Below are 26,007 nucleotides of genomic sequence, written 5' to 3'. Positions count from 1 at the left end.
GCCCAGGGCCGTATTTGGATGGGCGAGATCGCGTCTGCGTCAACGAGATCTAGCTTGTAGTGCGATGGACCAGTCGATGGTCTCGACACGAGCGCCGCTTGGATGAGGTCGGGCGTCACCCGCCCAAAGGCAGTGCCGAATGGTGCGATTCAGCTCGCGCGCCATTTGTCCGTCCGGACACCCTTCGCCGCGTAGTTCGTGAAGTCGGACCCAGTCGATGTCCTCGAGATCCCTCCCGACCCTTGCCAACCGCGCACGACTGCGGTCCGGTACCCAGGTCACCGGCTCGCGAAGACCCGTCGCGTCGATGAGCCCGCGGAGGTACGAGTCGAGGCCCTCCTGCAGTTCGGCTGTGACGGACGCTCGGAAGCGGGAGTACTCGGCCGTGTCCTGCCGATGCCTTCCCATTGCTAGCTCGGGAGGCAGCGCCAACAGCGGGGCGAGTGTTGCGCGCTGAAACAGGTACCGCTTGGCGTTACGAAGGCGAACGTCACCCCCTGGATTGTGGCCCGAAGCATCGCACAGGTCCCGCCAGTCGGGCTTGGTCAGAATCATGAACCAGTCGAGCTCCCTGCGCCTCCGGTAGTCAATCGGCGATGGGTCGAGGGTAAGGATCACGGCCAGTTCCGTGACGGCTTTCACGAGGCGGTCCGCGTTCTTCGGACCGCCGATCATGTTCGGTCGGAGCAACCGGGTCAGTCGTGTCATCCGGTCTGACGCTCCTGACTCCTGCACTACTTCCGGAAGTGCGACGAGATGATCGCCGTTGTCGACGGTCAGTACTGCGGCCGTCAGAGCCGCGCGGAGAAAGCTTTCGTTGGCCCGGCCGCCGCTATCCAATCGCGCTGCCCACTCGGTCCACAGCAACGGCGGCATGTCAGACGGGTGCACAAAAGGCCGTCGAGAACTCGACTCTGCTCCGAGGCGAGCTCTCGTGGATGAGGATATCGTCGAGCCGTAGACGAGTCGATGGGTCATGCTGAAGTCTTGGTCATGTGCCACGAGAACCCGCTCCCGCATCCGCCCGGTCGGCATCCCCCATCGAGCGAGAGTCTCTAGCGGGCTACCTGGTCCGAAGCCTGTTCCGCGAGGCACATGGCCGGGCGATCTGGCGAAAGTGACCTGTCGGATCAGCGGGCTCATCAGTTCGTCGTCGGCGGTCATGACCATCACGGCGGCGGCGAAGAGCGCTGCCGCGGCATACGCGTTGCTCGGCGGAGTGAGCCCCACTCTTTCTTCGGGCTCGATCAGGCCAACCAGCCCGTCGGCTGGCATACCGCTCAACGATGCGATGATGTCGATCTCGCCCGCGGCTCGCAGTGCCGAGGCAACGCCCCGAAGAGTCGAGAAGAACCTCTCCCGGTCCGGATCGCTATCGATGGTGCTGTGGATCCGTTCCTGAGCGAGGAGGACCGGGCTCTGCAGTGAGAGCTTGTTCTCGCCCCAGTCGTCAATGAGTTCGGCTCCGCAGGGTGTCACGGGCAGCCCGCCGTCGATGTTCGCCCGGCACCGGTTCGGGTCCCAAAGGAAGCGGCTCCTTCCCGTTAGTTCGTGTACAGGGAGAAGACACGTCGGACACGCGTCGAGCAAGATCCGACGATGCTCCGTGCACGCGAAGGTCCACGTCAGACGCCACGACCGCAGGAAGACCCCAGGCCGTTCGCGGAGACAATCCGGGCAGTACCGTGTTCCCGATCCCCGTGCCCATAGGCGCCGGCTCGCCATCGATGGCCGATCAGTCAAGGAGACCGCTGGCCCTTGGATCGTCGCCATCGTCATGCCACGGATCGCATCCGCTGAGATGCCGACTGCACCTGCCATGTTGGCGAGCACGTCGCCGTCAACGCGGTTCCCGAGCTGGCGAATCTCGTGCTCCGAGAGCTGTTCGAGTCCGAACTCGTCCAAGAGGGTGCCGCGAGAGACCCCGAAGATGTACCAGGCCCAGCGATTGATCGCCGAGTGCAACCACTCGTCACGGTACAGCCGCGGTCGCACCGACAGCACGGTTGACCGGCGCAGCGGCCGATCTCTGTCAGACATCGGCTTGAAGCGCGAAGTCGTACTTCCCGCGGTCGAGTAGCGCGAGGCGCGTCGTCCGACTCGACTGGACGTGTTCCTCGAGGAGGATCTCGTCAAGGACGTCGCGCGTGATTCGTTCAGAGCCATCCCACGCTGCAGCAGCTGCGGCCGAGTCGATAAGCGTCGCGAGGCTGTTCAGGTAGCCGAGGGTACTCACCCACAAGTAATCGGCGAGGCCCACAGAGAGCCACCCTTCCCGGCTCGGTTGTCCTGGGAGCCGCAGTCGCAGTTCGTACTCCAGCAACAGAGCGCCCCAGGCTTCCCGGTCGTCGCTTGTGTTGTAGGGCATAGCCTCTACGGGGATCGGGATCCAGCGCCCTTTAGACCCGCGACGGGATGTCTCCAAGGGGCGTTTGGGTGGGTCGGTGAGCATCCACCCAATGTCGTTGCCACACAGCACGACACGGATGCCAATGTTCGTCAGCCACTTCAAGGCGAGGTGCACGTGGCGTCCGGTCTGTCCGTCGAACTTGACGTTGTGAATCTCATCGAGGACGAGCAGCCGCGTGCGGCATGCATGGAGAGCACGTTGCACCTGAACTGACGGGTCGCGGCGTTCAGCCGGCCATCCGAGTTCACGAAGGATCGTGAAGTACATGCCTCGCACGTCGACTCCGTCTTCGAGGACGATGTACAGAACCGATCGTTCGGTGACGTCAAAGTCCCGGGCTGGGTCCGGCGCAATACCAAGAAGATGGTCGAGGCGCGCGAGGCGTCGGAGCTCGTTCACTGCGAATTGACGGACGATGAAGGACTTCCCGACTCCTGGCGGACCGGAAACTACCGGAACGCCCCGCTGGTGGACGGGCTTGTTCGTTGCAGCCAGGGCGCTGACTGTCAGTGCTGTCAACGCACGGTCCGCAACAGGCGTGTACAGGAACGGCATGCTCGCTTGCCACTGGGCACGTTGGTGCTGGTAAACGAGGCGCTCGTCAGGCGTCATGGCTCGCACCTCCCGCATGCTCTTCGTGCCGGGGTCCAGAGTGGCCTCGTTCTCGGTCTCCTCAATGAATGCACGGTCCGCAGCGCTGAGACGGTTCAGATGTACGTCAGTGTCCGCGGTGCCGCCTTGCACGTCGCTACTCACCAGCCATTCCTTTGCGCGTCGACGCGTCGCAGCCGCTTGCGTGGACCGATCGGCGTGACGGGCGCAAGCTTGTGCTGAGTCTCGGCCTCCTCGTCGCCTGCTTCGAGCGCCGCCGTCACGGAGCCGATCGGCTCGACTGTCAGGGCGTCATCCTCGATCGGGTCGTCTTCAATCGGTTCTAGATCTTCGTCTCGGAGTCGGTCCGTTTGAATTCCGACGATGCGCTCCCCGATGCTCTTCCGCCGGACCGTGGCGGCTACAGGGGTGTCGGCGTCGAATTCGTCCAGGAGGTCGAGGAGGCGCTCAGTGAATTGCTTCTGGGTCGGCGCCTTCTCGAGGAGCGCCGTGTTGATCCAGTTGGTTGCGGTCTCACCGAATCTGGGGGTGTGCGCGGTGAGCTTGTCCCATCGCAACGAGTGCAGCATCCCGTCGCCGTCGAAGCAGTACGTCCGGCGTAGGTCAGATGGGTCGTAGTAGACACGAATCTTGTTGCCGTCCAGTGCGCGGCCGTCTCGCTGAATCTCTCGGAGGCTAGCGCTCCTGTACTTGAGCTTTCTCGCGGTGAGAGAGCTTGCCGAGATGGTCGCCTGCACGGACGGGAGGAAGCGAATCCACTCGTGCGCGGCAGTGACGTCTGGAAGCATGCCCGTCTCTTCGAGGGAGAGCGCCCACATCACGTACGGACTGAGATCGACATACGGGTCACGCTCGTGGCGGAGACCGGTGTGCAGGCGATGGTTGTAAAGGTCAATGAACTGGCGCATTCGGCGCTCGTACTCCTCGCCGGTCCACACCGCTTCGGCACGGGGGTCTTCGCCTTTCTCGTGCACGGATCCGCCCGTGAAGGCCGAGAGCAGCGCTTCAAACAGGTCTTTGATCGTTCGGAACACTCGCTCGACCTGCGCCTTGTCCGTCGGCGTCAGCGCGCGCTGCGGCTCAAGGGAGGTTCCGATGCGGGCCATCTCGCCTGATGTGGCCGTTGCTCGGAAGGGCATGCCGTTGTCGACGCCGACGGCTTCCGGGTGAAATCCGGGGAACCAGGCGACTCCGGCAGGAACGCCGATGAAGGTCTGGGGCGCCGGCTGTTCGCCCGATTCAGTCCATTCGGCCACGAGTTCAGTGGTCTTCGGCCGGAGTACATCGGCGAGGCAGAGGACGACTCCAAAAGCGGAGGTCGTCTTGGTCACGCTCATGCCGACAACCGCCCGGGTGTAGTGATCGAGCGCGATGGTCAACTCTGGACGGTATGTTTCGCGTGTGACGGGGTCGATGACCCACACGTTCACGGTGGTGGTGTCGAACAGAACCAGTTCCCCGGCACGGCTCGTCAACCGCTGGAGCTCCGCCGGTTCGGGCCGCTTTCCCGCGGAGATCTGGGCCGACGCGGATCCGCGGAACTCTTCGCGTCGGGCCATCAAGAGGTTGACGCGGCTGCGGATGGTGCGATCGGTCGGCAGGTCGGGGAAGATGCCGTTCTTCCGACAGTGGTGGCGAAAGAGCACGATCTTCGCAGACACAGTCGTCGTCGATTTCACTCGACGATCGTTAAGGAAGGTTGTCAGCTCGTCGAGGAGTGCCTCACCGGTCTGGATCTTCCGCGGCGCAATGTATCGAGGATCGATGAGTGCGAGCAATCCGCCCTCGCGGTATCGCTTGAGCAGTCGTTCGAGGCGGCGCCGTTCCGACAGCCAGTCCACGGAGTGCTTATCTTGCCGGCCGTTCTTTCTCGGCTTGCGGGCCCGTATCTTCGCCAACGTCGTGGTGCGCTCCGCCTGGGTATGGAACTTCGGGTTCAGCGCAGGCGGGGGAACGGCGTTGATCGGATCTGAAGCCTTAAGGCCGGTCTGCAGTAGCAGGAGGATCGCCTTGTCCTTCTCGAAGCGCTTCAACGCCTTCGGCGTCATCTTCTTCTCGACGGCAAACGACCGCGGCCGGTCAAGCACCGGTAAGAGCGCGCTCCGGACACCGAGTGCAAAATCGCAGACCGGGACATCGGGCAGCCGCTCGCCGTTGAGGTCCGCGAGCTGCACGGTCGTCCCCATGCGCAGGATCTTCGCCTCCTGGCCCTGCCAGGTGATCTGTCGGTCGTCCCGGAGCCACCGCACCCACTGGTTCATGCTGCAAACACTCGGCTCGTTTGCGTGAACGGAGTCGTGAGGTCTGTTGTCAGATGCCGGTCCCAGATCAGACTCCGGATGACGACGAGCGCGAGCGATCGGGGCTGCGCTGTGCGACCACTGCTGGCTGGCCAGTCACCGATCCACGGCGCGATCTCCGTGGCGAGCTGACCGGCGGCAATGCCTCCGCGGCTGTGCTGGACAGCGCGAGCCCGGACCGTAGTGGCGACCGCCATAGGCACCTTCGACGACGCGAGAAAGGCAAGGTTCTCGATCACCGTACGATCGTGGCCGGTCCATACGACGTGTCCTATCCCTGCGCGATTCAGGATCTTGCGGACACGCTCGTGCCGAGCGATCGCTTCCGGCCTGGCCGCCTCGGAGGGCGTCTTTACGTCCACAGCGACAGGTACTCGACCGAGTGCCAGAACGACGAAGTCCACAGTGTGCCGGCGGAGCTCGTCGCCTGGCGGGAATTGGATCGCGACCGACTGCGCGCCGATGTGCACGACCCGTGGGTCGTAGTCGGCGACGAGGACGAAGGAACGCTCGAGTCGGGATTCGCAGTTGACCAGGTCGCGAACGGTCGTGCTGTAGAACGCGATCGGCTTGTTCTTCTGCCCGGGTCGACGGGAGAAGTCGCGCAGCGGGTGAGCCTCGGTGAAGTCGCTCCATCGGACTGATTCGAGGTCCCGAGGATAGGTGCTGTAGCCATCCGCGCTGAACACCAGTCGCGGGCTGCGCAAGCCCTCCGTGTCGGGAAAGTCGAGATGGCGCACCCCGCGGATCGAGCGCGCCAGTCGTGCTCGAGAACCATGGCGATGCCGCTCAAAGCCTGCGTGTCGAGCGAGGACCTGTTCCAGGTCCTCGCCGCCGAGGTGCAGTCCTGTCACCGCGTCCGGCCAGTACTCATCCGCCCATGCGTCCAGCACGTCGCCCATTCGCCATCACCCGCTTCGTCACCGATGCGGTCAGCGTAGGCAGGTCTCGGATTTTCAGCAATAGATGCTGGAAATCTAGGCGTCTTTCTGGTGGGATGGTGCGGAAGGATCGCGTTCGTTCCGCGCCTTCCGAATCCAAAGGGAGACCGTTGTCTGCTTTGACCCGACCGCCTCTGCGATGTTCGAAGCCGTCACGCCGAGCTCTGCGGCTTCCAAGGCGAGTCGACGGCGACGTTCGGCTCCTCGTAGCTGAGCGTCGTGCTCGCGCCTCAATTCAGCAAGGATGCGAGCGGCTTCGTCGGGGTCAGCGACTTTCCGCCGAGGTCGCCCAGCGGGTTTCGGATTCGGGTCTGACACTGCGCTGGCTCCTTCGGTTCGTGAGACGAGCCCGAGTTGTCACACGCCGCAGGGCGTGCGAACATCCCGGGACGGAACCGAGGAACGGAGTGAGCGCGCCGCTGCTTCACAGGCAGCGACGAGAACTGAACGAAGACTGGACAGAGGAGCCCTGGCAGACTCCTTGCGTCCGAGGCACGGGCGGCCAAAGCCGGCCCGCCCTTTTGCGTGCCTACGTTCAAGGCTCAAGTGTAATCACCCTCTCGGCAGCGGGGCCGTGCACCGGTCCCAGACCTGACTATGTCGCGGATTCGCCCGTTTTTGCTCGTAAACGAGTCAATATTTGCGATTCTACTGCGATACGACCGCGGTGTCGGCGGCCGATTCAGCGGCTCGTAATCGGCGTGAGCGTCCAGGTCGTCCTCCGTCAGTCGAAGCCAAACGATGGAGGTAGGAGTCACCGTGATGGGTCAGGCCACAAGCTTCGAAGCGTGCTTGCGCCCGCAAGCGCTCATGTCCCGCTGAGGCATCCTTGAGGAACTCAGAAGCCGACCGAGAACGGACCGCCGGATGACGTCCCGCCTGCAAATCGCGCGAGCTCGAGCTCGAGTCGCCCTCGCCGAACTGTCGGGAGAGCCTCTCCCCGACTCCGTCCGCGCGATCGCCGCCGAAATTTTCGCGGACGCCGACGACGCCATCCCAGCTTCGGAGTCTCCCAACGCAGAAGGACCGCCGCGGCGCTTCTCCTTCGCCCTCCTGGTGGGCGTCCATGCCTCAGGTCGTGACTTCGGACCGCTGCGGCGGCGTCGGTCCAAAGCCGGGCGAGACCTGACAGACGACGAGCGGGAGTTCCTCAACACGTCGTCATTCCACTCCCGCGCTGAGTGGTCAGTGGTGGAGGCTGAGGTAGCGCGGGGGGAGTCGGACGACCTCGAACGTCGCACCGATCACGAAGCCATGAGCGCTGCCCTTTCAGTCGCCGAGGCAGCAAACTGGCTGGATGTCGGGACAGGGAGGGTTCTGACCGACCTCGCGTTCGGGGACCTGTTCGCGTTCGTGTGCGACAACGAGCTCCGATTCCCGGCGTGGCAATTCACCGACGACCCGGCACACCCCGTGCTGGATCACCTGTCGTGGTTGGCGGCAGCCTTCGATGACGCCATGTACCCCGCTTCGATCCTCTGCTTCATGACCACCCCGCACGCGGACACGCCTATCGCCGGCCAACCGGTTACGCCCGTCGAATGGCTCACCGCGCACCGAGACGTGCAGCCGCTGCTCCAACTGCTTCGGGCACGGCGTCGGACGTGACGGACATGCCACCAAACAGCGAACCGAACCCTGGGGCATGGGAGGGCAAGCCTCCTCGACAGGCAAGGCCGCAGATCACCGATTCCGTGCTGGTCGCCCTGCTGGATGCGATCGTGTCCGGGTCGCTGCGTCCGTCCGAAGCCATGGCGCTCGCCTGGTCCCACATCAGGAACAGCCGCCCGCACCGTGCCGATGACGCAATTGCCAGCCGTGCGATTGCGCTGGCGGATGCGGCCCTTGGCGCTGAGGGGATCGCCGTCATCGACCCGTATGCCCGTGAACTCGCTCGGTGGGTCGCGGAGGGACGAATGAGCGGTGACGAAGCGGTTGCCTTCATCACCGCACTCGTCGATGCCGGTGCGAATCTGGTGGATCCGGAGGGGCCGCCAGATCCCGGTTACCAGGTTGCGGCTGTGCCACCGGGTGTCGATCCGCCGGGAGCTACCAAGCGCAGCGCCGTGCGGAAGCCCTCGCCCTTCGCTGATCCTTCCAAGAATCCCCGGCCGGAGGCCGGCGATCGCGCGGACCCCATCACTGCGGCCCCCGGTGACGCGGGCGCCGTGGAGGACCCCTCTGACTCCCACGCAAACACGCTCTCTGACCGGATCGGCCCGTTCTATGACACCGCTGGCCTGCGTGGCTGGTTTCAGATCAGCAGCGAGGCAGTTGACGCGCATGTTCAACGCGGAGAGATACTCGCCGTTGTGAGTGCGGACGGCTCCCGCCTCTTCCCCGCGTTCCAGATCGACGAGGGCGGCCAGCTCCTGCCTCGACTGCGTGAGGTGCTCGCAGAACTCGATCCGGAAGAGGTTGACCCGTGGGGCGACGCCGTATGGCTGAATGCTCCAAGCGATGACCTCGACGGCCTCACCCCTGCAGCGGCTCTCCGAACTCAGCGAGCTGACGACGTGATTCGTCTCGCTGGTCAAGCGGGATCGTTCCGATCTGGATGACACACGCTGGGCGGCGGTGAGCTGCTGCAGTCCGCGCCGCCCGTCGAGATCCCGATGCGGCACGACGCGTTCCTCGGCGACAACTAGCCGAGCCGATCGTTCTGGGCTACGTCGAGCGAAGCTCGCAGCTGACAGATGTCGGGCGGCCGATTAGCCTTGACACTGTGACCCTCAGCAACGAGTTCGTGCCTAGCCGGATTAAGTCGACCGACCCGTTGCACGAGCAGTGGAACCTCACGCTTGCAGAGCGAGAGGTGTTCCGGAGGCGAGCCAGAGAGGCGCGGCTGGCGAAAGACGCTGCGGCGGCCGGACTCGGCGGAACCCCGCTGCACCCGGTCAACGTTCCGATGTTCAACCCGGATGACCTGATGCCGCAGCTCACCCGTAACGGGCTGTCAACACTGTCCCTGTTCAGCGGCGGTGGCGGGCTCGACCTGGGCTTCGATAGGGCGGGGTTCGACCACCAGGGCTCATGGGAGATCCTCCCGGCAGCAGCCGAAACCCTGAGACGAGCGAACCCGTCGTGGTCCGTCTACGGAGGCGACGACGGCGACGTTCGGGAAGTCGATTGGAAGCCCTGGAGGGGCAACGTCGCTGTTCTGCACGGCGGCCCGCCATGCCAGCCCTTCAGCAACGCAGGCAAGCAGCGCGGCGCTTCCGATCCTCGCGATATGTGGCCAGAGTTCGTTCGTGCCGTCCTTCAGACGCGACCCGAGGTCTTCGTCGCCGAGAACGTTGCAGCCCTGGCAAGCGCCACCTTCTCCGATTACGTCGAAGACAACATCATCCGTCCGCTTGAACGGCACTATCAGATCCGGAAGGTCCTGCTGCAGGCCTACGAGTACGGCGTACCGCAGGTCAGAAAGCGGGTCGTGTTCTTCGGCTTTCGCACCAAGACGCTGGCAAAACGGTGGGCTGCACCTTCGCCGCAATACCGGCGAGTCGGGGACGAACGGTCGGATCTGCCGACGGTTGTTGGGGCCCGGGAAGCGCTTGGACTTCCCGACATCGGTTTTGACGACGTCTCTCCGACGATTCGCAGCGGCCTCTCCGGACCGCGACACACAACGTCCATCCTGAGCAGCGTTTCGGCGCAGCGCCGCTTCGAGGCGCTACAGATTTGGCCGAATGGCGTTGCCGCCACCCGGGACGCCGCCAGTGCATACGTCACGAAGAACGGGCACTTCCGCTTGTCAGTTGCCGACGTGGCACTGCTGCAGGGGTTCCCCGAATCCTGGCGCTTCGCGGGCGCTACGTACATGCAACTCGGGCAGATCGGGAACTCCGTCGTACCGCCGGTTGCCTACTCCGTGGCGTCGTCAGTGGCTGCTGCGCTGAGGTAAGCACGAACCAGGTCACGCAGCCGGATGGCGTGCTCGTCCACTATGCGGTCGAAACTGTCGAAGAAGGACCCCTCGATGTGTGGGTTGTTCAGCGTCGAACCGCGGAGGATGACGTACCGGCCTCGCTGCTGCATGATCTCCGTCATGCGGGCAAGCGAGTAGCCGTCCGGGAGGTCCTTGAACTCCTGGTACTCGCTGGCCTTCCACTGATTCTTCATGACCCATCGGGCGTCAGCGGGGCTGTAGACGTCCTTCTCTCCGAGGAGGGCCACGACCATCTCCGACGTCACGCTTGCTGGTAGCGAGTCTGCGAGTGCGAGGTCTGGCGCAATGTAACGCTCCTTGCGAACAATCCACGGCTCCATGTCCGTCGGGGAGGCGTAGATGCAGTACTGGAGCCGGGCGCCGAGCTTGTCGTAGAAGGCGAAGATCCAGTGCAGGTCGTCACGCCACTTGCGGATATGGTCAGGGCCGAAGTCCCTGACCGTTGAGACGGACTTCCCGGTGGTCGATTTCAGCTCGAAGTTGATGACCTTGCCATCGATCATGAGGTGCGCGTCGATGTCGGACCGGCTTCGGTCGGCAGGAACCGTCAGGTTGAATAGCTGAATCATCGCGTTCTCGCGTTCGTCATCCTGAACCGGCATGACGACAGTGTTGCAGAGCCAGCGCCGAGCCGCAGCATGGGGCTCTGTTGCTCCGTCGTGACTGCTACAGGTTCGGTTGACTCCGGACGGGCAGGGGCGTTGGCTCTTGCTGAAAGGATGTGGTTGTGCTCGCAGCGGCGGCTCTGGTCGCTGCACGCGAAGAAGCGGGGCTTGAATCGCAAGGCCGGCCCGCTAGTGCACGATGTCCGGGTCCGGCGTGCGTTCACGGCACCGGATCTCGACAAACTGTGGCTGACCGACAGCACCGAGCATCCGACCGGTGAGGGCAAGCTCTACCTCCGCGCGATGAAGGACGCGTGCTCGCGGCGCATAGTCGGCTACTCGATTGCCGTCGCGGCCCTGCAGATGGCGATCTCCCGCCTGAACCCAGCCGGGACGGTGATCCATTCGTATCGGGCCAGCCAGTTTCGTTCGAAGAAGTTCGTCCGGGCCCTCTCGGACGCCGGGCTGCTCGGATCGATGGGGCGGGTCGGTGCGTGCGCGGACAACGCGGCGATGAAATCGTTTTTCGCGCTCCTGCAGAAGAATGTCCTGAACCGGAAACGATGGGTCACCCGGGAGGAACTCCGGCTGGCGATCATTACCGGAATCGAATCGACCTATCACCGGAAACGACGGCAAAGAGCCCTGGGGAAGGTGACCCCGATCGAGTACGAGATGATCATCAACCCACAGGTCGCACTCGCGGCCTGAACCAACGAGTCAAAAAACCTGCAGCAGCCCTGGACGCCACGGACTGCCGGTCACTACTCGTTGATCCGAAACGCTGCGGCAGAGCTCAAGGCATCGTTAGTAGACCGCTGGGGTCGGTTCACTTGGACCGCAAGCACCGCGAGAGGAACGTATCCGGCGAGAGGATCACTGCTGTCGAGTGGAACGAGAACTTACCGGTGTGGGCGGCGACCTTCTTCTTCGACGAGCATCCCGGCACGACACGCAGACCTGCCAACTCCAGCACGTTGCCGACGACGTACAACACCACTCGCGCAGATGATCCTGCTCACCTATTCGTTGTTGTAGTCCTCAAAGTCGAGATCGTCCAGCGAACCTTCGGCGTCGAACGCCAGCTCAACGTCCGCTTCGGACAGGAGCTCCCACTCGGTGATTAGGAGGTGGCAGACCGGGCAGGCGATGAAGTCGGTATTGACCTCCACTGTCACGTCCACGATCACGTTCTCCGAGTACTCGTCTTGGTATGAGTCGACGCTGGTACCGTTCTTTTCGTTACCGCCGATCACCGCGGCTTTCGATTCGCAAGCTAGGCAAGACGTGAGTCGCGTATACGCCGCATACGGCGCGGTGAAGGTGGCCCACTCCGCAGCTCCCTGCGAGGTCAGCGTTCCGTTCGTATGCCGGGCGAGCATTGAGCGCGCTCGTTCCAGGCGTGCCTGTAGCTGTCGGGCGAGAGAGTCCTTGTTTGTCGCGAGGTGCTGCGCCACCACCGCGGCAGCCGCGTCCCCAACGAAGGCGGGGACGTCTCTCTGAACGTGCTGCAGAAGAATTACTGCTTGCGCCCAAAAGCTCGGCCACCAGGCATGCTCCGGGATAGCGTCGAAGCCGACCGTCGCAGAATGGATGTACTCGTTCCGGCCGTAGGAAAGTTTCGTCGCAGCGGCATCACTAAACGGCTTGAAGAGCTTCCCGCAGCGGGCCCACACCGCCTTAGCCTGGACCGAGGTGGCGTTCGCGTGCGGGAAGTCCACTCCGCTCGCGACGAGCAGGCTCTTCCCATCATCGGTAGGGGTCGCAACCAGCAGCGGTGACACATGTGCGAGCGCCGCCTTGCCGAGGACCTCAAGCGATGCACACGCCCAGAACGCACGCTCCTCGAAGTCACGATCCTGATCCATGGCCCTGTTGATGAAGAGCCGGCTCTTCATCCAGAGCCCGTCTGCGTCGAACGGGCTCATGCGTCGCGCTCAATTCGGAAGGCATACCGGGTTACACGGCGAGTGGTGGCGTCGCCGGAGAGCGCGTCGCGAGCGTGCAAGCTCCGCCGATTGTTGATGAACAGCAGCAGGTCGGGGCTGTCCCAGCGGTGGTGATAGGCGTTCGCTCGCTCGTCCGCGAAGTGCGCCACGGTACGTCGAGCGAGGTAGTCAGATGGACGCATCGCGACCGGATCGAAACGGATCGCGCCGTCGTACGCAGGGGCTAGAAACTTTGACTTGCCGGTATTCACCGTAAAGATGCCCGTAAACACGAAGTCCGGCAAGTCGCCGGGCTCGAAGAAACGTACGAGGGTGTCGGTGGCGCTCGGTTCCGTGCACGCCAGCATGATCACATCGGGGCGGTCGATCAGGTGCGCACCATCCGTGTGCAAGGGCTGAGCACCCAGCCCGTAGGTTGCACTCAGCGAGCGTTGCGGCGCCTCCGCTCTCGTCATCGGCTTCAGAACGGTTGACTGCCGAGTTGCGCCAGGCCGGTTCGGTATGGCGCTCCAGACAGGGTCCCTTCGGATCGTTCGTAGCGCCCCATCCGGGGTGCCTGTGGTCGCTGCCCATCCGACACGCTGTAGATCTGTGCGAACCCGCACGAGCTCCTCGTGGTCCAGGGTGTCTCCTCTGGGAAGCCAGGATCGCTAGATCCGAGCAGGTGAAGTTGCTTCTACCGATCTAACGGTACCCTTCCGTTTGACGCCGCAGAACCACACATCAGCACTTCTCGCGGTCGGACAGTGCCACGGGTTCAACTGATGTCCAATTTCAAGCGTTAACACGAATAGGGTAGAGCAGAATCGGTGCCAGCGCCCAAATCAATCCGGCGACGTCGGAGGGGCGGGCCCGAATGCTGTCCTCGCCCGCCCACGACAATTCAGGCCTAATCCCTCGAGCTGACGCGCGGGCTTCGCGTCTCTGAAGCGGGTCTTTTCGTGGCGAACTTCCTGCCCGCGCATCCAACGCTTAAGGGTCTCACTCCGAGCTCTCCTCGTCGTTAGAGCTACCGGAGGATCGGACGTGTGTGCATATCAAAGAGCGCCAATGGGTGGCCCGCAATCACTCTCTAGCTGCCAAATAACGTGTTAACCCTCGTCTTTCAGACACGTTGCTTGGCAGCTAGACAAGTTGGCTGACGTTCGACAACACGACAACTGCCAGGCAGACGACGGCTCACGAGAACATCCCTTGAAACGCCATGGCGATCGTGCTCGCGGTCTCGTCACGGCCCGGACGCTCGCCCGGGGGATGAAGCGCCGAACCACCCGTATCGCCGTCGCGACAAGACGGTTTCACTCGCGACAAGTTGCTTTTCAAAACGACAACCTGTCTTTCACTTCACACACGTGCCCTCATTCCTGCCAGCGGCGACACTGTGCACGCCGGTCGGATCAGTTCCGATAATAGTCATTCTCGGAACCGAGATTTGGAAGTGTCGTCGGCGTTTAGGTACGCGGAGTTTCTTTCAGCAAGCGGGCGTTTCGTGCGGCATCGAGCGCATTAGCCACGGAGTCCAGATCGTCCTCGAAGAGGTCTGCGTACCGGTCGAGCGTCATCGCCGCAGACGAGTGGCCGAGCATGCGCTGTACGGCCTTGACATTTGCCCCTGCGCTGATTGCAAGCGATGCAGCCGTGTGCCGCAGATCGTGCGGTGTCACGACCGGCATCATCGGCGGCACCTCGCGGCCACGGCTACGCGCCTCGGCCGCAGCTTCTTGGTCTGCATCTCGCACTCGGCTCACCGCGCCAACGAACCAGCCCTTGCGAGAGTCACCCGGTCGCAAGTGCTCGAGCCCTGCCCCCCAGAGGAGGTCGTCAGCGGACTTCCCCCCGCATGCGGCCTCGAGCGCTTTGTCGAGGAACGCCGGGTAGACGACCGAGCGGCGCTCGTGAGTCTTCGGGGTTCCGACGATCACCGTCCCGTTAACGCTGACCGCGTTCTCCTCGACGTTCACTCGCCGGGCAGCCCGGTCGACGTGCCGGACGCGAAGCCCGGTCGCCTCGCCCCATCGCAGTCCGGTGTAGGCGAGGAACCGCACGAGGTCCGGGTACTTGGACGCGACGGCAAGGCGCTCGACCTGCTCGTGGGTGAGGTACGCACACCGACCCTTCGTCTTGCGTGGGAGCTTGATGTCGCGCGCGGGGTTCGAGGTCAGTCGCTTGTCCTTCACCGCTCCATCGATGATTGCGGCAAGCACGCCATGCGCACGAGCGACAGTCGTCGCGCTTCGCGTCTCCGCGATCTCGCTGATCCACGCTTGGACCTCGGTATGCCGGATAGACCCGAGTGCTCGAGCGCCCCACTTCGGCTCGACGTGTACTCGCCACGCGGACTCGTCCGAGTGGAAGGTCGATGGCTTGACCCACGCTCGATGAGACGCGATCCAGTCCGATCCGAGGACTCCCAAGGTGAGGCGACTGTCGCTGGGAGCGATATACGACCCATCGAGCTTCGCGGCCTCCACAGTGGTGAGGTAGTTTTCGGCATCGCGCTTGAGCCTGAACCCGCCCTTCCGGGCAGTCTTGCCGTCCGGTCGGCGATACCGAGCTTCGAAGCGCGAGCCCTGCTTTGTGTCGTACTTGTAGACGCTGCCCATCAGTTCCTTGTCACTACCGAAGCTCTGCATCGAGGATCTTGGCGGATTCCGAATGCGGCCGCAAGAACGTGCACAAACGTGTAAACTGAACTCCGCGATTGACGAACGCGGCGAAGCAAGCACCGTTACCGATGTAAGTGACAGTCGGGGAAGTGAGCGCCGCAGGGAGAAGGACCTCCCACCGACAGATCACCGTCGGACCACCCTCCTCGGGGATAGAGCTAGCGCGATCCGAGGGTCCTCTAGGACCCTCCATGCCCGTCACCTCTGCAGTTAGCACCCCACTCCTCGATGCCCTGATCACGCCGGCGACCCTGTCTGAGCGTCTTGGCTTGTCGCAGCGCACTCTGAGCGAGAAGCGCATCACCGGCACCGGCCCAGCCTTCATCCGCCTTGGGAAGTCCGTTCGTTATCGCCCTGAGGCGGTCGATGCGTGGCTTCTGTCCCAGGAGTTCGGCAGCACCTCCGAGGAGGGGCGCCGATGAGCGCTGGCGAGACTCCCATTAGTCCTCCTACGATGGGTCGTCGCGGCGGACAGCGCACTCGCCGCTTCCGGGTCGTGTCCCAGACGCTAACGCGTGATGCCGTCGTTCACGGGCTTGATCGGCCGAACGTGGAGCGCTACGCGGGCATCGTGCATGACAAGGATCAGGGTGTCCGCAAGCATGTGCACGTCATCTTCGCGCTCAGGGATGCCCGCAGCTACGCGACCGTCGCCAACATGTTGCAGGTTCCGACCGAGCTCGTCCGCCCGGTAGTTGGCCAACGCGGAGACCCTCACTCCTTCGCCCGCGCTGTGCGCTACCTGACGCACGAGTCTCCGACTGAGCAGGCAAAGGGCAAGCACCTCTACGCCGACGGCGAGGTGTTCGCCTCCCCCGGCTACGACTGGCGAGCGGAAGTCGATGCCCTGCGTGCTCATGAGGGCCACATCCCACCGCTTCTCGATCGACTCCGAGTGGCGGTGCTAAGGGGCGAACGCAGCGCGCGCAGCATCTTCGACGAGTATCCGCAACTCTTCGTGCGCCACCACCTGGAGTTCGAGCGACTCGACGAATCGGCGCTGCGGGAGTACGCGACGCCCGAGCTGCGCGCCGCTCGAGTGGCGGAACGCCGGCAGCGGACGCGAGGCGTGCTGTGACGGGCACCGTCGAGCCACGCGTTGTTCCTGCCTCCTCAACGAATGATTGCGGAAATGATTTCCGAAATGATTCGCCAGCTGGAGGCTCAGCCCTCGAGCCAGCGATCCGCCCTGCTGAGCGGGTTGCGGCTCTCGCCTGCGGGTGCAACTCGTTCGCGTCCGCCGATGTCTCTCCGTGCCTCTGTGCCACCGTGCAGGAACAGCCAAAGGCTGTGGAACGGTGGTGGACAGCGAGCCCGCGCGCTTGGGGCACCTCCCCCTTCGACCTCGTAATGGCGCCTATCGATGGCGTCGGCGTCGTGCGCGGCTCGTGCCGCACCCAACGAGTTCGCAGTGATCGAGGTTCCAACACCGTTGCCACGCGGTCTCCTCTGGAGAACAGGAGGAGCGCGCTCCGCACTTACGTGTTCCCGGCGAAGGCTGTGCCTTCGCGTGGCCGACAAGAAGCCGCGGAGCGTGACACGGCCACTTGCCCGAGGAGCGACCAGCGAGTCGGGTCGGTAGAGCAGCCTCGTGGCTGCTCTCGACGCGCGTCGCGCGTCGGTGCCCCGCAGGGCCCCAAGGACTTTGGCGAGCGAAGCGACGCCAAAGTGTATGGGGCTACACCTTCTTCTGCCGCGAAGGAGACCGCCACCCTCCCGAAGGTGCTCGGGGGTGGTGGTGGGAGTCGCGGCAGGAGAAGCCCCTCGGGAGAGTCGCCGAAGGCATCGAGGGGTGCGACGACGAAGTCGGTGCGCCCCTCGATCAGCGTCGAGGGTGGCGAAGCATGAGCTACACGATGACGTTCGATGCGTCCCACAAGGTGGGACGCGGAGGGCACGCGCAGCGGTTTTTCCGCCACATCGCTCGTGAGGCGGATCAGCAGGCCGGCTTCCACTTCCCGCAGACGAATAAGAACATCGTGCCGGAACGGACGCAGAACAACCGCACGCTGATCAACGACGGGGCGGGCGGGTTCCGCCAACTCGTCTCGATCGATGGTCGGCCGCCGTCTCACGAGTTCCACACGTACCTCGGCAAACGTCTCGCGACCGTCAAGCGCCCACTCCGCAAGGACGCCGTTCTCCTCCGAGGGCTCATCCTGCAGCTCGACCCGAAGTGGTTCGACGATTTCAACCCGACGTGGCGCACGCATGGTCCCAACAAGGCGGCTGTCGACTACATGGGTGCCTCGTTCGACTGGGCGATTGATGAGTTCGGGCTCGAGAACGTGCTGGGATTCTCGCTGCACCTCGACGAGTACAGCCCGCAGCTGCAGGTACTCGTCACGCCCGTCACGCCTGACGGGCGCCTGTCCCAGAAGGACTTCTTCAAGAGTCCGAGCGACCTCCGCCGCCAGCACAAGGTCCTCCGCGAGCACATGGCGGCGGCCGGCTACGACGTGGAGACGCGCGTCACCGAGCGATCCCGCGAACACCTCAGTAGTAGCGAATTTCAGGCAAAGGCCGACCGGCTGCGCGACGCAGCCGCAGACGCCGCGGCAGAAAAGGCCACCTACGAGACCATGCGTATCAGCCTCAAGAACCGATCGACGAACCTGGATCGGCGAGAAGCGAGCATCGGTGTCCGTGAGACCGAACTCGCGGCTGCTCTTCAGGAGGCTCATCGAGTGCAAGAGACGGCCACAGCAGCACGTCGCGCCGCTGTAGCGGTCCAGGTGGCCACGCAGCGTGCCCGACAGGAAGCAGAACGGGAGCGTGACCAGCTGCGCGCCATCAATGAGCGGCTGCTGCACGTGCCGCCGGAGTTCGAGGCCTGGCTTGACAGGCGAAAGAGCAATGGCCAGCCGCTGCGCCACGTGTTCGAGTCAGACATGGCTCGCAGGCGGGCCGCTCGCGCAGAGGTGCAGCGACTGATGGACGGGGCTCCCGAGACGACGACCGCGGCGCAATCTGAGGCCGATTTCTGACCAATATCCGGTCACACTCCGGTCAGTTGTAGGCCAGCTGCATACATTCTGGTGATCTGGGCACCGGGGGACCGGTCTCTGACCACTTTATGCCCGGATGGGGACCCTAGTTCGGTCGGTTCCAGGACAGCCAACCCCTGGGGCGCTCCTGACGCCGTTTGGGGCGGGAATTGGTTTTCTGTGACCGCTTTGGGACCGTTTTATGGCCACACTTCGGCCACCATCCGGCCAGATATCACTCAAAAGGTTCTGGTCGCAGCTTCGTGCGCGATCAACTCAGAGCATGCGGTTCGCCAGGCGTGATCGAGCCGACAGAGAGAGCCTCCTCTCCCCACACGCTCGCGACGGACCCGGGAGTCTGGTGAAGTGCCGCCGCCAGTCGAGAGGACGTTAATGACGCCGAGCGAGTGGAAGAAGCCGCGTCAGACCCATCGTCCGCCAGGGGCCGCCTGAGGGTGCTCGGCGTCGAGGCGAAACAGCGCGGGTGGCGGCTGTGAGAGGCGTCCGTGGTCCAGGCAACCCGACACGCCCGAAGCCTGTGAAATATCCGTACCTAGATTGGCACGTAAACGAGCATTACCTAACGGATATTACCTCGGCACCCGCCGAGCATCGAGCGGTTCTGCCTAACGTGCGGCGATGAGTACCGCCAGAGATCCCTTCGCAGCACAGAGGCTATCGCCCCAGCCGGCCACCAACAGCGAAGCTGAGAACGAGCTCCTGACCGCGATCCGAGCGCTTCGTGCCGAGGGCGACTACCTCGTCCGCGGCCTCGCAACCGTGATCCGCAGCATGCCGCCAGTCCCGCCCAGATCGGACCAGTCAGCGCACGCCAAGGCGCTCGTCGACACCGGGGCGATGACAGCCGAGGACGTGGCTGCCGCTGAAGACCGGCTTGCGCAGGATTCGCTCCAGCTCCTGCAAGCAGCCGGCTGGCTCGCAAGCGCTTGGGAGACGGTGTCGCTGGACGCGGCATCCAGGCTCCTACACAGGACTCCGCAGGAGCTCCTCCGGGCCGCGGATCGAAACGAGCTTCTGATAGTCGAGCTCGGCAGCGAACAACGGATCCCGACTTGGCAGTTCACGACTCGACCCGTCGGGCATCTCCTACCGCACCTCGCCGAACTGATGCCTGCACTTCTCAACCGATGGCGGCCGCTCACGATCGGGCGCTTCTTCACGACGCGTCAGGAGGACCTCTTCGACGAGGGCATGAAGACGCCCGCGGCCTGGCTCGAGGACGGTGGCGATCCCTCTGAGGTACTCGATCGCATCGACGCGGGACTGCACCGATGAAGGCGAGGGGCATCGCAGCAACGGCCGTCCAAGCCGCACACGTCTCAGCCCCTCACCGCTCCCACTCGCGGACCGGAGGCGCCTCATGAACGAGCCTGACGCGAGTTCCGACTGGAGAAACCGAGCAGCCGCATTCCGGCAGATCCTGAATCGGGAGACCGCTCGGGTCGCGGTCGCGCGACTGAGCGAGGTGTCATGGTTCGGTCACAGGACCTGGGAGGATCTGAGCCGTCAGGAGCAGGACGACATCCTTGGGTGGGTGGAACTCGTCTCCGCCGCGCAGATCGAGGCGTACGGTTCCGCGCTGAAGCTTGCAGGTCTCGAGGTCGACGATGCCTGAGGATCGCGTGGCATGGTGGCCAAGTCAAGACACGCCGCCTCCAGCGAGCTGGTCCTACGTGATCGAGGACCTACTCGCTCCCGATCGTTCGCAGGAGTGGGCGCGTGCCGCGGCACTCTTCATCGATGAGCACAGGAAGCGATTTGGTCGTGGCCCGACGTTCAACGAAGTGTTCAATCACCTTCTTCCGGAAGCGGACGGAGTTCCGTCACGGCGCCCGGAAGGCGTGAGCTCGCGGGACCACTACCTCGCTAGGAGCGATTTTCGGCTCCACGTGATGCGCGAATGGCGCAAGCACGACCTGTTCGCGTGGAGAACAGGAGTGACGCGAAGCCTCAACGTCAAGGGAAGGTTTGCGCGGATGCTGCGTCAGCTTGAGCGAGCGGACACAGAGGGACCGTGAGACGCGCACATGTGTCCGGCGCGATGAGGATGAGGTGCGAAGGCGCGGGGGTTTGCGACGTCGTCGCTCGATCGAGCCGCCACGACGCGTGAGTACACACCCGCGCACGAACCTGTCGCGAGATCGTGCACGTCAAGGGGCCAGCGCGATGCCTGGTACTCCGCGGCAGCAGCGATCCTCGGCCCGAAACTCGTGCACAATCTCGCGACGACACTCAAGTTCTTGAGGGGCGCCCGCGCGGCGGCTCCATCGGGATGCCGAACCGCCAGTGCACCAGCGTGCACGTTCTTTTTCTTCGCACGCAGGCGGCCAAACAATGCAACCCGTTCCGGTACCGGTACAACCGGTACGCGGCCAGCACCCGCGCCTCGCACTGGGGCTGGCGACGCGCGCTGTCGATCTGACTGGATGGAAGCCATGGGGACGAACGACACCACCGGCGCCGGCGCCTCCGCTCAGCGCGAGTACGACCGCCGGCGGGCGAGCGACGAGGCGAAAATCCGCGAGACGTGGGGCGACGGCACCATCGGCACGATCGCCGTCGCGCTCTCGGGCGAGCGACAGAGTACCGTTGCGTGGAAGTCCGGCGCAGCCGGCGAGGCCGAGGTCGGGCGGGCCCTCGACGCGATCGCCAACGAGCACGTCGTCGTGCTCCACGACCGCCGCATCCCCCGGTCCCGCGCGAACATCGACCACATCGTCATCACCCGCTCCGGCGTCTGGGTCATCGACGCGAAGCGGTACCGGAACAAGCGGCCCCGCCTGCAGGTCGAAGGCGGGCTCTTCAGGCCCCGCACCGAGAAGCTCGTCATCGGCGGGGATCGCACGAAGCTCGTCGACGGTGTGCTCCGTCAGGTCGCGCTCGTGCAGGACGTCGTCGGTCCGGTCAGCGTGCACGGCGCGCTCTGCTTCGTCGATGCGGATTGGCCGCTCTTCGGCGGCTCGTTCACCGTGCGAGGCATCGACGTCTGCTGGCCGAGGCGGCTCTCGACGCAGCTCACCGCGCTCGAGGGGGCGGTCGACGCGACCGCGGTCGCTGCTGCGATCGCCGCGCACTTCCCGCCCGCCTGAGTTCTGCGCTGAGCCGGGCCGAGATGGCGACAACGCCGCCGCTATTGTCACTTACCGCTGCTAAGTGACAATAGCGAGGCGGAGCACGCGGCTCTGCGCCGCTTGCCGCCCGGTCAGGACGCGCGAGGCACGTTCGCACGCACGTCGTCAGCTTGTGCTTCGTCGAGCTCCCAGCGCTCGTGCTTCGGGTGTTCCGGGTACTTCGCGCGCAGGTACGCCCGCACGACTTGCCCCGGCCGGGACTCGTTCGTGTAACCGAGCTCAGCTGCCAGCTCTCGTGGTGTGTACGTCGTCATGAGCGCGGCCGCTTCGAGTGATTGCTGGTGGGGTTCCGCGGCTTGGTGAGCGACTTCGAGTTCGTCCGGCAGACCTCGCCGACGTCGGAGCCGCAGGCGGGGCACGGGTGCGTCAGGTCCTCGGTGGCGCGCAGATCGCGTTCCATCCCGGCGTAGAACGCGTCCACTGGAACGCTGGACGAGTCGAGGATCGCCTGTTCGACGAGATCACGGTGCTTCACTAGGGCGTCGTAGAACCGCTTCGGGTCGTCTGCCACGCGCATCACGGTCGGGGCGACCTCCCGCAGCGCCTGCTGCAGGTTGGGGAACGGTCGCGGGCCGCCGAAGTCGCCGTTGCCTACGCGGACGCCGTCCCCTCGGGCCTCAGCGATGTGCAGCATCTCGAGGTAGTGCAACTCGAGAGGCGACTCCGCCGTCGCGACGATTGTCTTGGTCAGCGTGCTGGTGCCATGCGCAGCGATCACCTCCGTCATGAAGGCGCCGCTGCCGAAGTAGCGGTCAATGTGCGCCGAGTCGAGGCGCGTGCTCTGTCCGATGTAGGTCCACGCTTTGTCGGCCGGTTCGGTTCTGAACACGTACCCGATCGCTGTCGCCGGCACCCTTGCCTGATCGCTCATCGTCACCGCTTCTCCGAGGTTGTCGTCATCACCTGGCGGTAGAAGTCGCGAGTCAGTCGTCGTTCGGGAGATACCAGCCGTGCTCGCGGTGGCGCGTTGCTGGCGGGTTGGGGTGCTCTCGTTCGTATGCCTCATTCGACCGCCGCACCATCTCTGCGTCGTACCGCCGCAGCTCGTCGTACCGGTCGTCGCCGGCGATGTGGCGCAGCCGTATCGCCTCGCGCTTCAGTGCCAATTCGTCGTCGCTGTAGGGGCGGAGACTGCCTAGCGCTTTTGCGACGGAGTTCAAGATGCCCATTGTCAGACCTCGGGGACCCCGTGGGCGCGCGCATCCTCGTTCCACTCATCGAGCCGAGCCGAGAGCATGTTGGTTAGCTCACGAGCAGTGGTGGAATGCAGGTAGTGCTTCACACCGTGAACGGTGACCGCGATGCACTCATCGGCCTGAGGGTCGGTTATCGCGACGTAGACGTGGCCGCGAGGCCAGTTCTGTGGCGTCGCTGGCTCGTGTGTCTCGGCCGGCAACGGCGCGGCTGCGCGCTCTGCTTTGAGTCTGGCTCCCTTACCCATGTGTAGATGATGACACCTCTAGTCCCCGGTCGGTAGGGAATCACGGGTGCTGGGATGAGCCGGGAGGGCAGGGGGCGATCCCGGTCTGCTGGTTGCTGTGAGACCGCCAGCGGCGAAGGTAGCGGCTAATGTCCTCCTTTCTAGTCGCTCTGACCCAGGGCGCGCCAGGCGCAACCAGCGCAGACCCTGGCACCGTCGGGAAGAAGCGCCGTGGCATATCTAAGAGACGACTACGACGCGACACCGATCTACCACGCCGTCGACTTTCCCCGACGGGGGCGCTCCTGGTACCGGCATGAGCAGTCGCGCTAGGATGTCACGGCGTCCGAAAGCGCCTGGATGGTTTCCCGCGCGAGGTTCGCCGATTCGTCGGACACCCCCTTCGAAACGCCCACGATGAGGGGGGCCAGCAGGCCGCTGATGATGCGGATCGATTTCTTGAGCTTTCCCTCGTCGGGTTCGGCCAGGGTGGTCTCTGCAAGCGCCTCTCCTGCCGTCGTCCTGAGGTCCGCCTCGTCCTCGGCGGAAAGTTGGAACGCAGCGCTGCTCGTGACGATGGTGGCTAGAAGCTGGGCTACTGTCTCGAGTCCCGGGGCAATCGTTTCAACGCGATGCTGCGTCTGGTGGACGGGGCCGGTGTTGCCCCACGCGAGCTGAGCGCCGTCTCCGTTGACGGTCACCGCCGGGCCGTGCTGGTGGATGACCGTTGGCGGTGCCGTCGCAGGCAGGTGACTTGCCGTTGACGGCTGCACCGGCACCTTGAGTGGGCGCTTGTTGAACTCTCGCTGCAGCTCCTTGGTGAGCTTGTCGAGTTGGCGTTTGTCGATTTTGAAGCCGTTTGCCATGGTGGCTATCCCTTCGTCGAGGTGGAGGCGGGCGCACCGCTGATCGGTGCGCCCGCCATCCGTTACTTGGAGCGCTTCGTTGCTGCCTGCGCCAGGGCGCTGGCCGCGATGCTGCGGGTGCGGGCAGATGACCGGCCGTCGCGAAGTGCTGCCGATGCCTTCTTCGCCACGCTCTTGCTCGTGACGCGGGTCGAGGGCTTTCCCATCTTGATCACCTCCTCCCTGAGGTGTCGTCGTGATGTAGGGCTACGGCGTCCGGAACGAACGACGGCAGGAGTCGCAGAGGACGTTGACTCCGCGGACGTAGGCGGCGATGTTCCGATGGGCGTGTCGGCAGTGCGGGCACGTGATGGTGTAGGTGCGGGTCTTCACCCGAACCGTGATCCGACGGGGCATTGCGGTCTCCTGACCAGCTGACCTCCGCGCCTGCCGCGAGGAGTCACGCGGGTGCGTCACGTCGTCATCGGCGGGCTAAGCTCGTGGGTGATTCTTGGCGGAATCCACGGGCCCCTGTTGCGGAGACCGACCTCGGTCGGACTCTCCGACCAGGGGCCTTGCTCTTCACCGCCAATACTACATCTGGGGTCCGACACTGACCTTGACCACAAGATGAAGTGTTACAACCATGTAGTTCCCGGCGCGAGTTCTCCACAAGGGGGACAGGTGTTCGCACCCCGGAATCCCGCATATTCACTAGCTGCTGGCCGGACCCATCCACAAGGCCTGTTGCGCATTCCACAGGGTGTGTAGAACTTCAGCGGGCGTGTCGGAGTGGCCTGTGCCCTGAAACTGCACTGACTTTGCCGGTAGCAAGGCAGGGCTCTCGGGGTGTGGGTCTGACCTCATCAGCTGGCTCAAAGACGGGGAAAGCTGACCGAGGCGGAGCGTTCGGAAGGGGCGCCCGGTGCCCCCCCTTCGACACGACGGTGCGACGGGTGTTGAACTCCCTCAGCTCGAGGTCTGCGCGTTGATCCGCCGTCGACAGCGCCTTGAAGCACGCTGTCTATGGGTGCTGTCATGTGCCGTAAGCCGGTCCGCGATCGGCCGGGCGGCGTAGTTCAACCCTCTCGCGCGCCGCGGCGTCGCAGATGCCCCGTCCGATTTGATTCTCACTCGGCTGCGCCATACGGACGCCCCGCCACGGACGAGATCGCCTACTGGCCAACCGTGGATGCCGATCGGCACTGGTCCGAGCAGTCGCACGACGGCCGGCCTGCGCGACAGCCAACTCTTCACTCACATGCTCAGCTCCATGTCACTTCAAGGGTCACGATTCACGCCGGTGATAGTGCCTGTTATCCGAAACGGAGCACCCCCCTCGGGCGCTCGAAGACCGCGAAATCCCTTCAGAACGCCAGGCCCCGCCGGTAAACTGGACCCGTACGAAACGGAGCCGCCATGCGCCAGGCAACCCACCTGCAGGCCGTCACCGGGTCCGGCACCGCGAAGCGGCGCGAGACCGCGCCAGCACGCACCGACGCCGAGATCCAGCGCGCGATCACCCGCGCTGACGCCGCACTCGGCGCCGCCGACCACCAGGTCACCGACGAGGAAACCCGTGAGCTCGGCAGGCAGATCGCCGCTGGCACCGTCACCGGTGACGAAGCAGCGGCTCGCATCATCGAGAAGCTGCGCGCAACTCACCATCGACCTTGAAGGGCTAACGCCAGTGGTGGCTGCGGCCCGAAGTGTGGTTGCTCACACTTGCTGCGAGAAGGTCCGTTACCGCCTGGTTACCGGAGGAGCTGACAGGTCGAATTGAAAGAGCCCCGGATCCCCGTCGTAACGGTGATCTGGGGCTCTTTGCGCTGGCGGGCCGTTTGTGTTTCTCCAAAAGCCCAGTTCAGGGACGAGTGGTGAGGGTCTTGAACCTGGGTTTCCCCCGAGGAGGACCCCGTTTTCCCGCGGACGGATGAGATGCGGACGGGCGAGCAAGGCCATGCCGGCCTGTGACACATGCTGGCCGGAGGGGCCGGTGTACGAGTGCGATCGGTGGGAGGGCACCCCTGGCCGCGGTTTCACCGGGTCGTGGCCCGCTGAACGCGACAGTCACTTGAACGAGACCGGCTTCACGATGCTTGGCTTGTACGCAACGCCTCTCAGCAATGAGCCCGTCGACCGCGTTGAATGCAGCCCCGGCCTGGACCGCA

At 64.4% G+C, this 26,007-nt stretch carries 23 protein-coding genes and 1 pseudogene; 11 read left to right on the top strand and 13 right to left on the bottom strand.

The annotated features are described in order from the left end of the window. Positions 1 to 39 precede the first annotated feature (39 nt). The 4 genes from QOL15_RS01330 to QOL15_RS01315 are packed head-to-tail and all read right to left on the bottom strand — an operon-like array spanning position 40 to position 6,224. The gene (locus tag QOL15_RS01330) at positions 40 to 2,040 is read right to left on the bottom strand and encodes a TniQ family protein (RefSeq protein WP_175473806.1); all 2,001 of its coding nucleotides are present in this window, start codon (positions 2,038 to 2,040) and stop codon (positions 40 to 42) included. Further along, entirely contained in the window at positions 2,033 to 3,166 is a 1,134-nt protein-coding gene (locus QOL15_RS01325; protein WP_071246265.1) for a TniB family NTP-binding protein, read from the bottom strand. The genes QOL15_RS01330 and QOL15_RS01325 overlap by 8 nt, the downstream gene beginning before the upstream one ends. Beyond that, a complete protein-coding gene (locus QOL15_RS01320) occupies positions 3,163 to 5,283 on the bottom strand; it encodes a Mu transposase C-terminal domain-containing protein (RefSeq protein WP_071246266.1) in 2,121 nt (706 codons plus the stop codon). The genes QOL15_RS01325 and QOL15_RS01320 overlap by 4 nt, the downstream gene beginning before the upstream one ends. Beyond that, positions 5,280 to 6,224 carry a hypothetical protein gene (locus QOL15_RS01315; protein WP_071246268.1) on the bottom strand — a complete coding sequence of 315 codons (945 nt, stop codon included), beginning with the start codon at positions 6,222 to 6,224 and terminating at the stop codon, positions 5,280 to 5,282. The genes QOL15_RS01320 and QOL15_RS01315 overlap by 4 nt, the downstream gene beginning before the upstream one ends. 906 nt (positions 6,225 to 7,130) lie before the next feature. Between QOL15_RS01315 and QOL15_RS01310 the strand changes: the two genes are divergently transcribed. The 3 genes from QOL15_RS01310 to QOL15_RS01300 all read left to right on the top strand — a co-directional run bounded on the left by QOL15_RS01310 (position 7,131) and on the right by QOL15_RS01300 (position 10,167). After that, complete coding sequence (locus QOL15_RS01310; RefSeq protein WP_071246269.1) at positions 7,131 to 7,871, top strand: hypothetical protein; 741 nt, start codon at positions 7,131 to 7,133, stop codon at positions 7,869 to 7,871. Beyond that, entirely contained in the window at positions 7,868 to 8,824 is a 957-nt protein-coding gene (locus QOL15_RS01305) for an antitoxin VbhA family protein (RefSeq protein WP_139197371.1), read from the top strand. Before QOL15_RS01310 ends, QOL15_RS01305 begins: the two co-directional genes overlap by 4 nt. A gap of 164 nt (positions 8,825 to 8,988) precedes the next feature. Beyond that, a complete protein-coding gene (locus tag QOL15_RS01300) occupies positions 8,989 to 10,167 on the top strand; it encodes a DNA cytosine methyltransferase (RefSeq protein ID WP_217640981.1) in 1,179 nt (392 codons plus the stop codon). Here QOL15_RS01300 and QOL15_RS01295 read toward each other — a convergent pair. After that, complete coding sequence (locus QOL15_RS01295) at positions 10,128 to 10,814, bottom strand: hypothetical protein (protein WP_071246273.1); 687 nt, start codon at positions 10,812 to 10,814, stop codon at positions 10,128 to 10,130. The genes QOL15_RS01300 and QOL15_RS01295 overlap by 40 nt on opposite strands. Positions 10,815 to 10,937: 123 nt before the next feature. Here QOL15_RS01295 and QOL15_RS01290 point away from each other — a divergent pair. Continuing rightward, positions 10,938 to 11,528, top strand: a pseudogene (locus QOL15_RS01290) (transposase); the annotation flags it as partial. Positions 11,529 to 11,646: 118 nt separating this feature from the next. On the opposite strand, the gene QOL15_RS01285 reads toward QOL15_RS01290, so the two are convergent. The 4 genes from QOL15_RS01285 to QOL15_RS01270 all read right to left on the bottom strand — a co-directional run bounded on the left by QOL15_RS01285 (position 11,647) and on the right by QOL15_RS01270 (position 15,399). Beyond that, on the bottom strand, positions 11,647 to 11,817 hold the full coding sequence (locus tag QOL15_RS01285; RefSeq protein ID WP_175473808.1) for a hypothetical protein: 171 nt from the start codon (positions 11,815 to 11,817) through the stop codon (positions 11,647 to 11,649). A 22-nt stretch (positions 11,818 to 11,839) separates the two neighbouring features. Further along, positions 11,840 to 12,745, bottom strand: a complete 906-nt coding sequence (locus QOL15_RS01280) for a hypothetical protein (RefSeq protein WP_071246277.1) — start codon at positions 12,743 to 12,745, stop codon at positions 11,840 to 11,842. Next, the gene (locus QOL15_RS01275) at positions 12,742 to 13,221 is read right to left on the bottom strand and encodes a TauD/TfdA family dioxygenase (protein WP_071246279.1); all 480 of its coding nucleotides are present in this window, start codon (positions 13,219 to 13,221) and stop codon (positions 12,742 to 12,744) included. The genes QOL15_RS01280 and QOL15_RS01275 overlap by 4 nt, the downstream gene beginning before the upstream one ends. A gap of 996 nt (positions 13,222 to 14,217) precedes the next feature. After that, positions 14,218 to 15,399, bottom strand: a complete 1,182-nt coding sequence (locus tag QOL15_RS01270; protein WP_253181682.1) for a tyrosine-type recombinase/integrase — start codon at positions 15,397 to 15,399, stop codon at positions 14,218 to 14,220. Positions 15,400 to 15,623: 224 nt separating this feature from the next. Between QOL15_RS01270 and QOL15_RS01265 the strand changes: the two genes are divergently transcribed. From QOL15_RS01265 to QOL15_RS01240, 6 genes are all read left to right on the top strand, one after another. Beyond that, positions 15,624 to 15,854, top strand: coding sequence for an AlpA family transcriptional regulator (locus tag QOL15_RS01265; protein WP_051597137.1), 231 nt, complete (start codon positions 15,624 to 15,626; stop codon positions 15,852 to 15,854). Then, a complete protein-coding gene (locus tag QOL15_RS01260) occupies positions 15,851 to 16,510 on the top strand; it encodes a Rep family protein (RefSeq protein WP_083230348.1) in 660 nt (219 codons plus the stop codon). The genes QOL15_RS01265 and QOL15_RS01260 overlap by 4 nt, the downstream gene beginning before the upstream one ends. Before the next feature lie 766 nt (positions 16,511 to 17,276). Continuing rightward, the gene (locus QOL15_RS01255) at positions 17,277 to 18,419 is read left to right on the top strand and encodes a plasmid recombination protein (protein WP_065963928.1); all 1,143 of its coding nucleotides are present in this window, start codon (positions 17,277 to 17,279) and stop codon (positions 18,417 to 18,419) included. 639 nt (positions 18,420 to 19,058) lie between these two features. Further along, the gene (locus tag QOL15_RS01250; protein WP_065963930.1) at positions 19,059 to 19,715 is read left to right on the top strand and encodes a hypothetical protein; all 657 of its coding nucleotides are present in this window, start codon (positions 19,059 to 19,061) and stop codon (positions 19,713 to 19,715) included. 85 nt (positions 19,716 to 19,800) lie between these two features. Next, positions 19,801 to 20,055, top strand: a complete 255-nt coding sequence (locus tag QOL15_RS01245) for a hypothetical protein (protein ID WP_065963932.1) — start codon at positions 19,801 to 19,803, stop codon at positions 20,053 to 20,055. An 820-nt stretch (positions 20,056 to 20,875) separates the two neighbouring features. Beyond that, entirely contained in the window at positions 20,876 to 21,529 is a 654-nt protein-coding gene (locus QOL15_RS01240; protein WP_065963937.1) for a nuclease-related domain-containing protein, read from the top strand. Between the two features lie 292 nt (positions 21,530 to 21,821). Here QOL15_RS01240 and QOL15_RS01235 read toward each other — a convergent pair whose 3' ends face one another. From QOL15_RS01235 to QOL15_RS01220, 4 genes are all read right to left on the bottom strand, one after another. Then, complete coding sequence (locus tag QOL15_RS01235) at positions 21,822 to 22,442, bottom strand: hypothetical protein (protein ID WP_139197373.1); 621 nt, start codon at positions 22,440 to 22,442, stop codon at positions 21,822 to 21,824. Between the two features lie 52 nt (positions 22,443 to 22,494). Beyond that, positions 22,495 to 22,731: a hypothetical protein gene (locus QOL15_RS01230; protein ID WP_216093142.1), complete on the bottom strand. Its 237-nt coding sequence runs from the start codon at positions 22,729 to 22,731 to the stop codon at positions 22,495 to 22,497. Positions 22,732 to 23,320: 589 nt separating this feature from the next. Beyond that, a complete protein-coding gene (locus tag QOL15_RS01225) occupies positions 23,321 to 23,857 on the bottom strand; it encodes a hypothetical protein (RefSeq protein WP_065963943.1) in 537 nt (178 codons plus the stop codon). Positions 23,858 to 23,919: 62 nt separating this feature from the next. Beyond that, positions 23,920 to 24,063, bottom strand: coding sequence for a hypothetical protein (locus tag QOL15_RS01220; RefSeq protein ID WP_171898811.1), 144 nt, complete (start codon positions 24,061 to 24,063; stop codon positions 23,920 to 23,922). 1,192 nt (positions 24,064 to 25,255) lie between these two features. Here QOL15_RS01220 and QOL15_RS01215 point away from each other — a divergent pair. After that, on the top strand, positions 25,256 to 25,513 hold the full coding sequence (locus QOL15_RS01215; protein ID WP_065963945.1) for a hypothetical protein: 258 nt from the start codon (positions 25,256 to 25,258) through the stop codon (positions 25,511 to 25,513). Positions 25,514 to 26,007: the final 494 nt, after the last annotated feature.

Origin of the sequence: Curtobacterium sp. MCBA15_012 (assembly GCF_001864935.2) — a bacterium.
Lineage (GTDB): Bacteria > Actinomycetota > Actinomycetes > Actinomycetales > Microbacteriaceae > Curtobacterium.
This window is presented reverse-complemented; position numbering and strand designations above follow the sequence as displayed.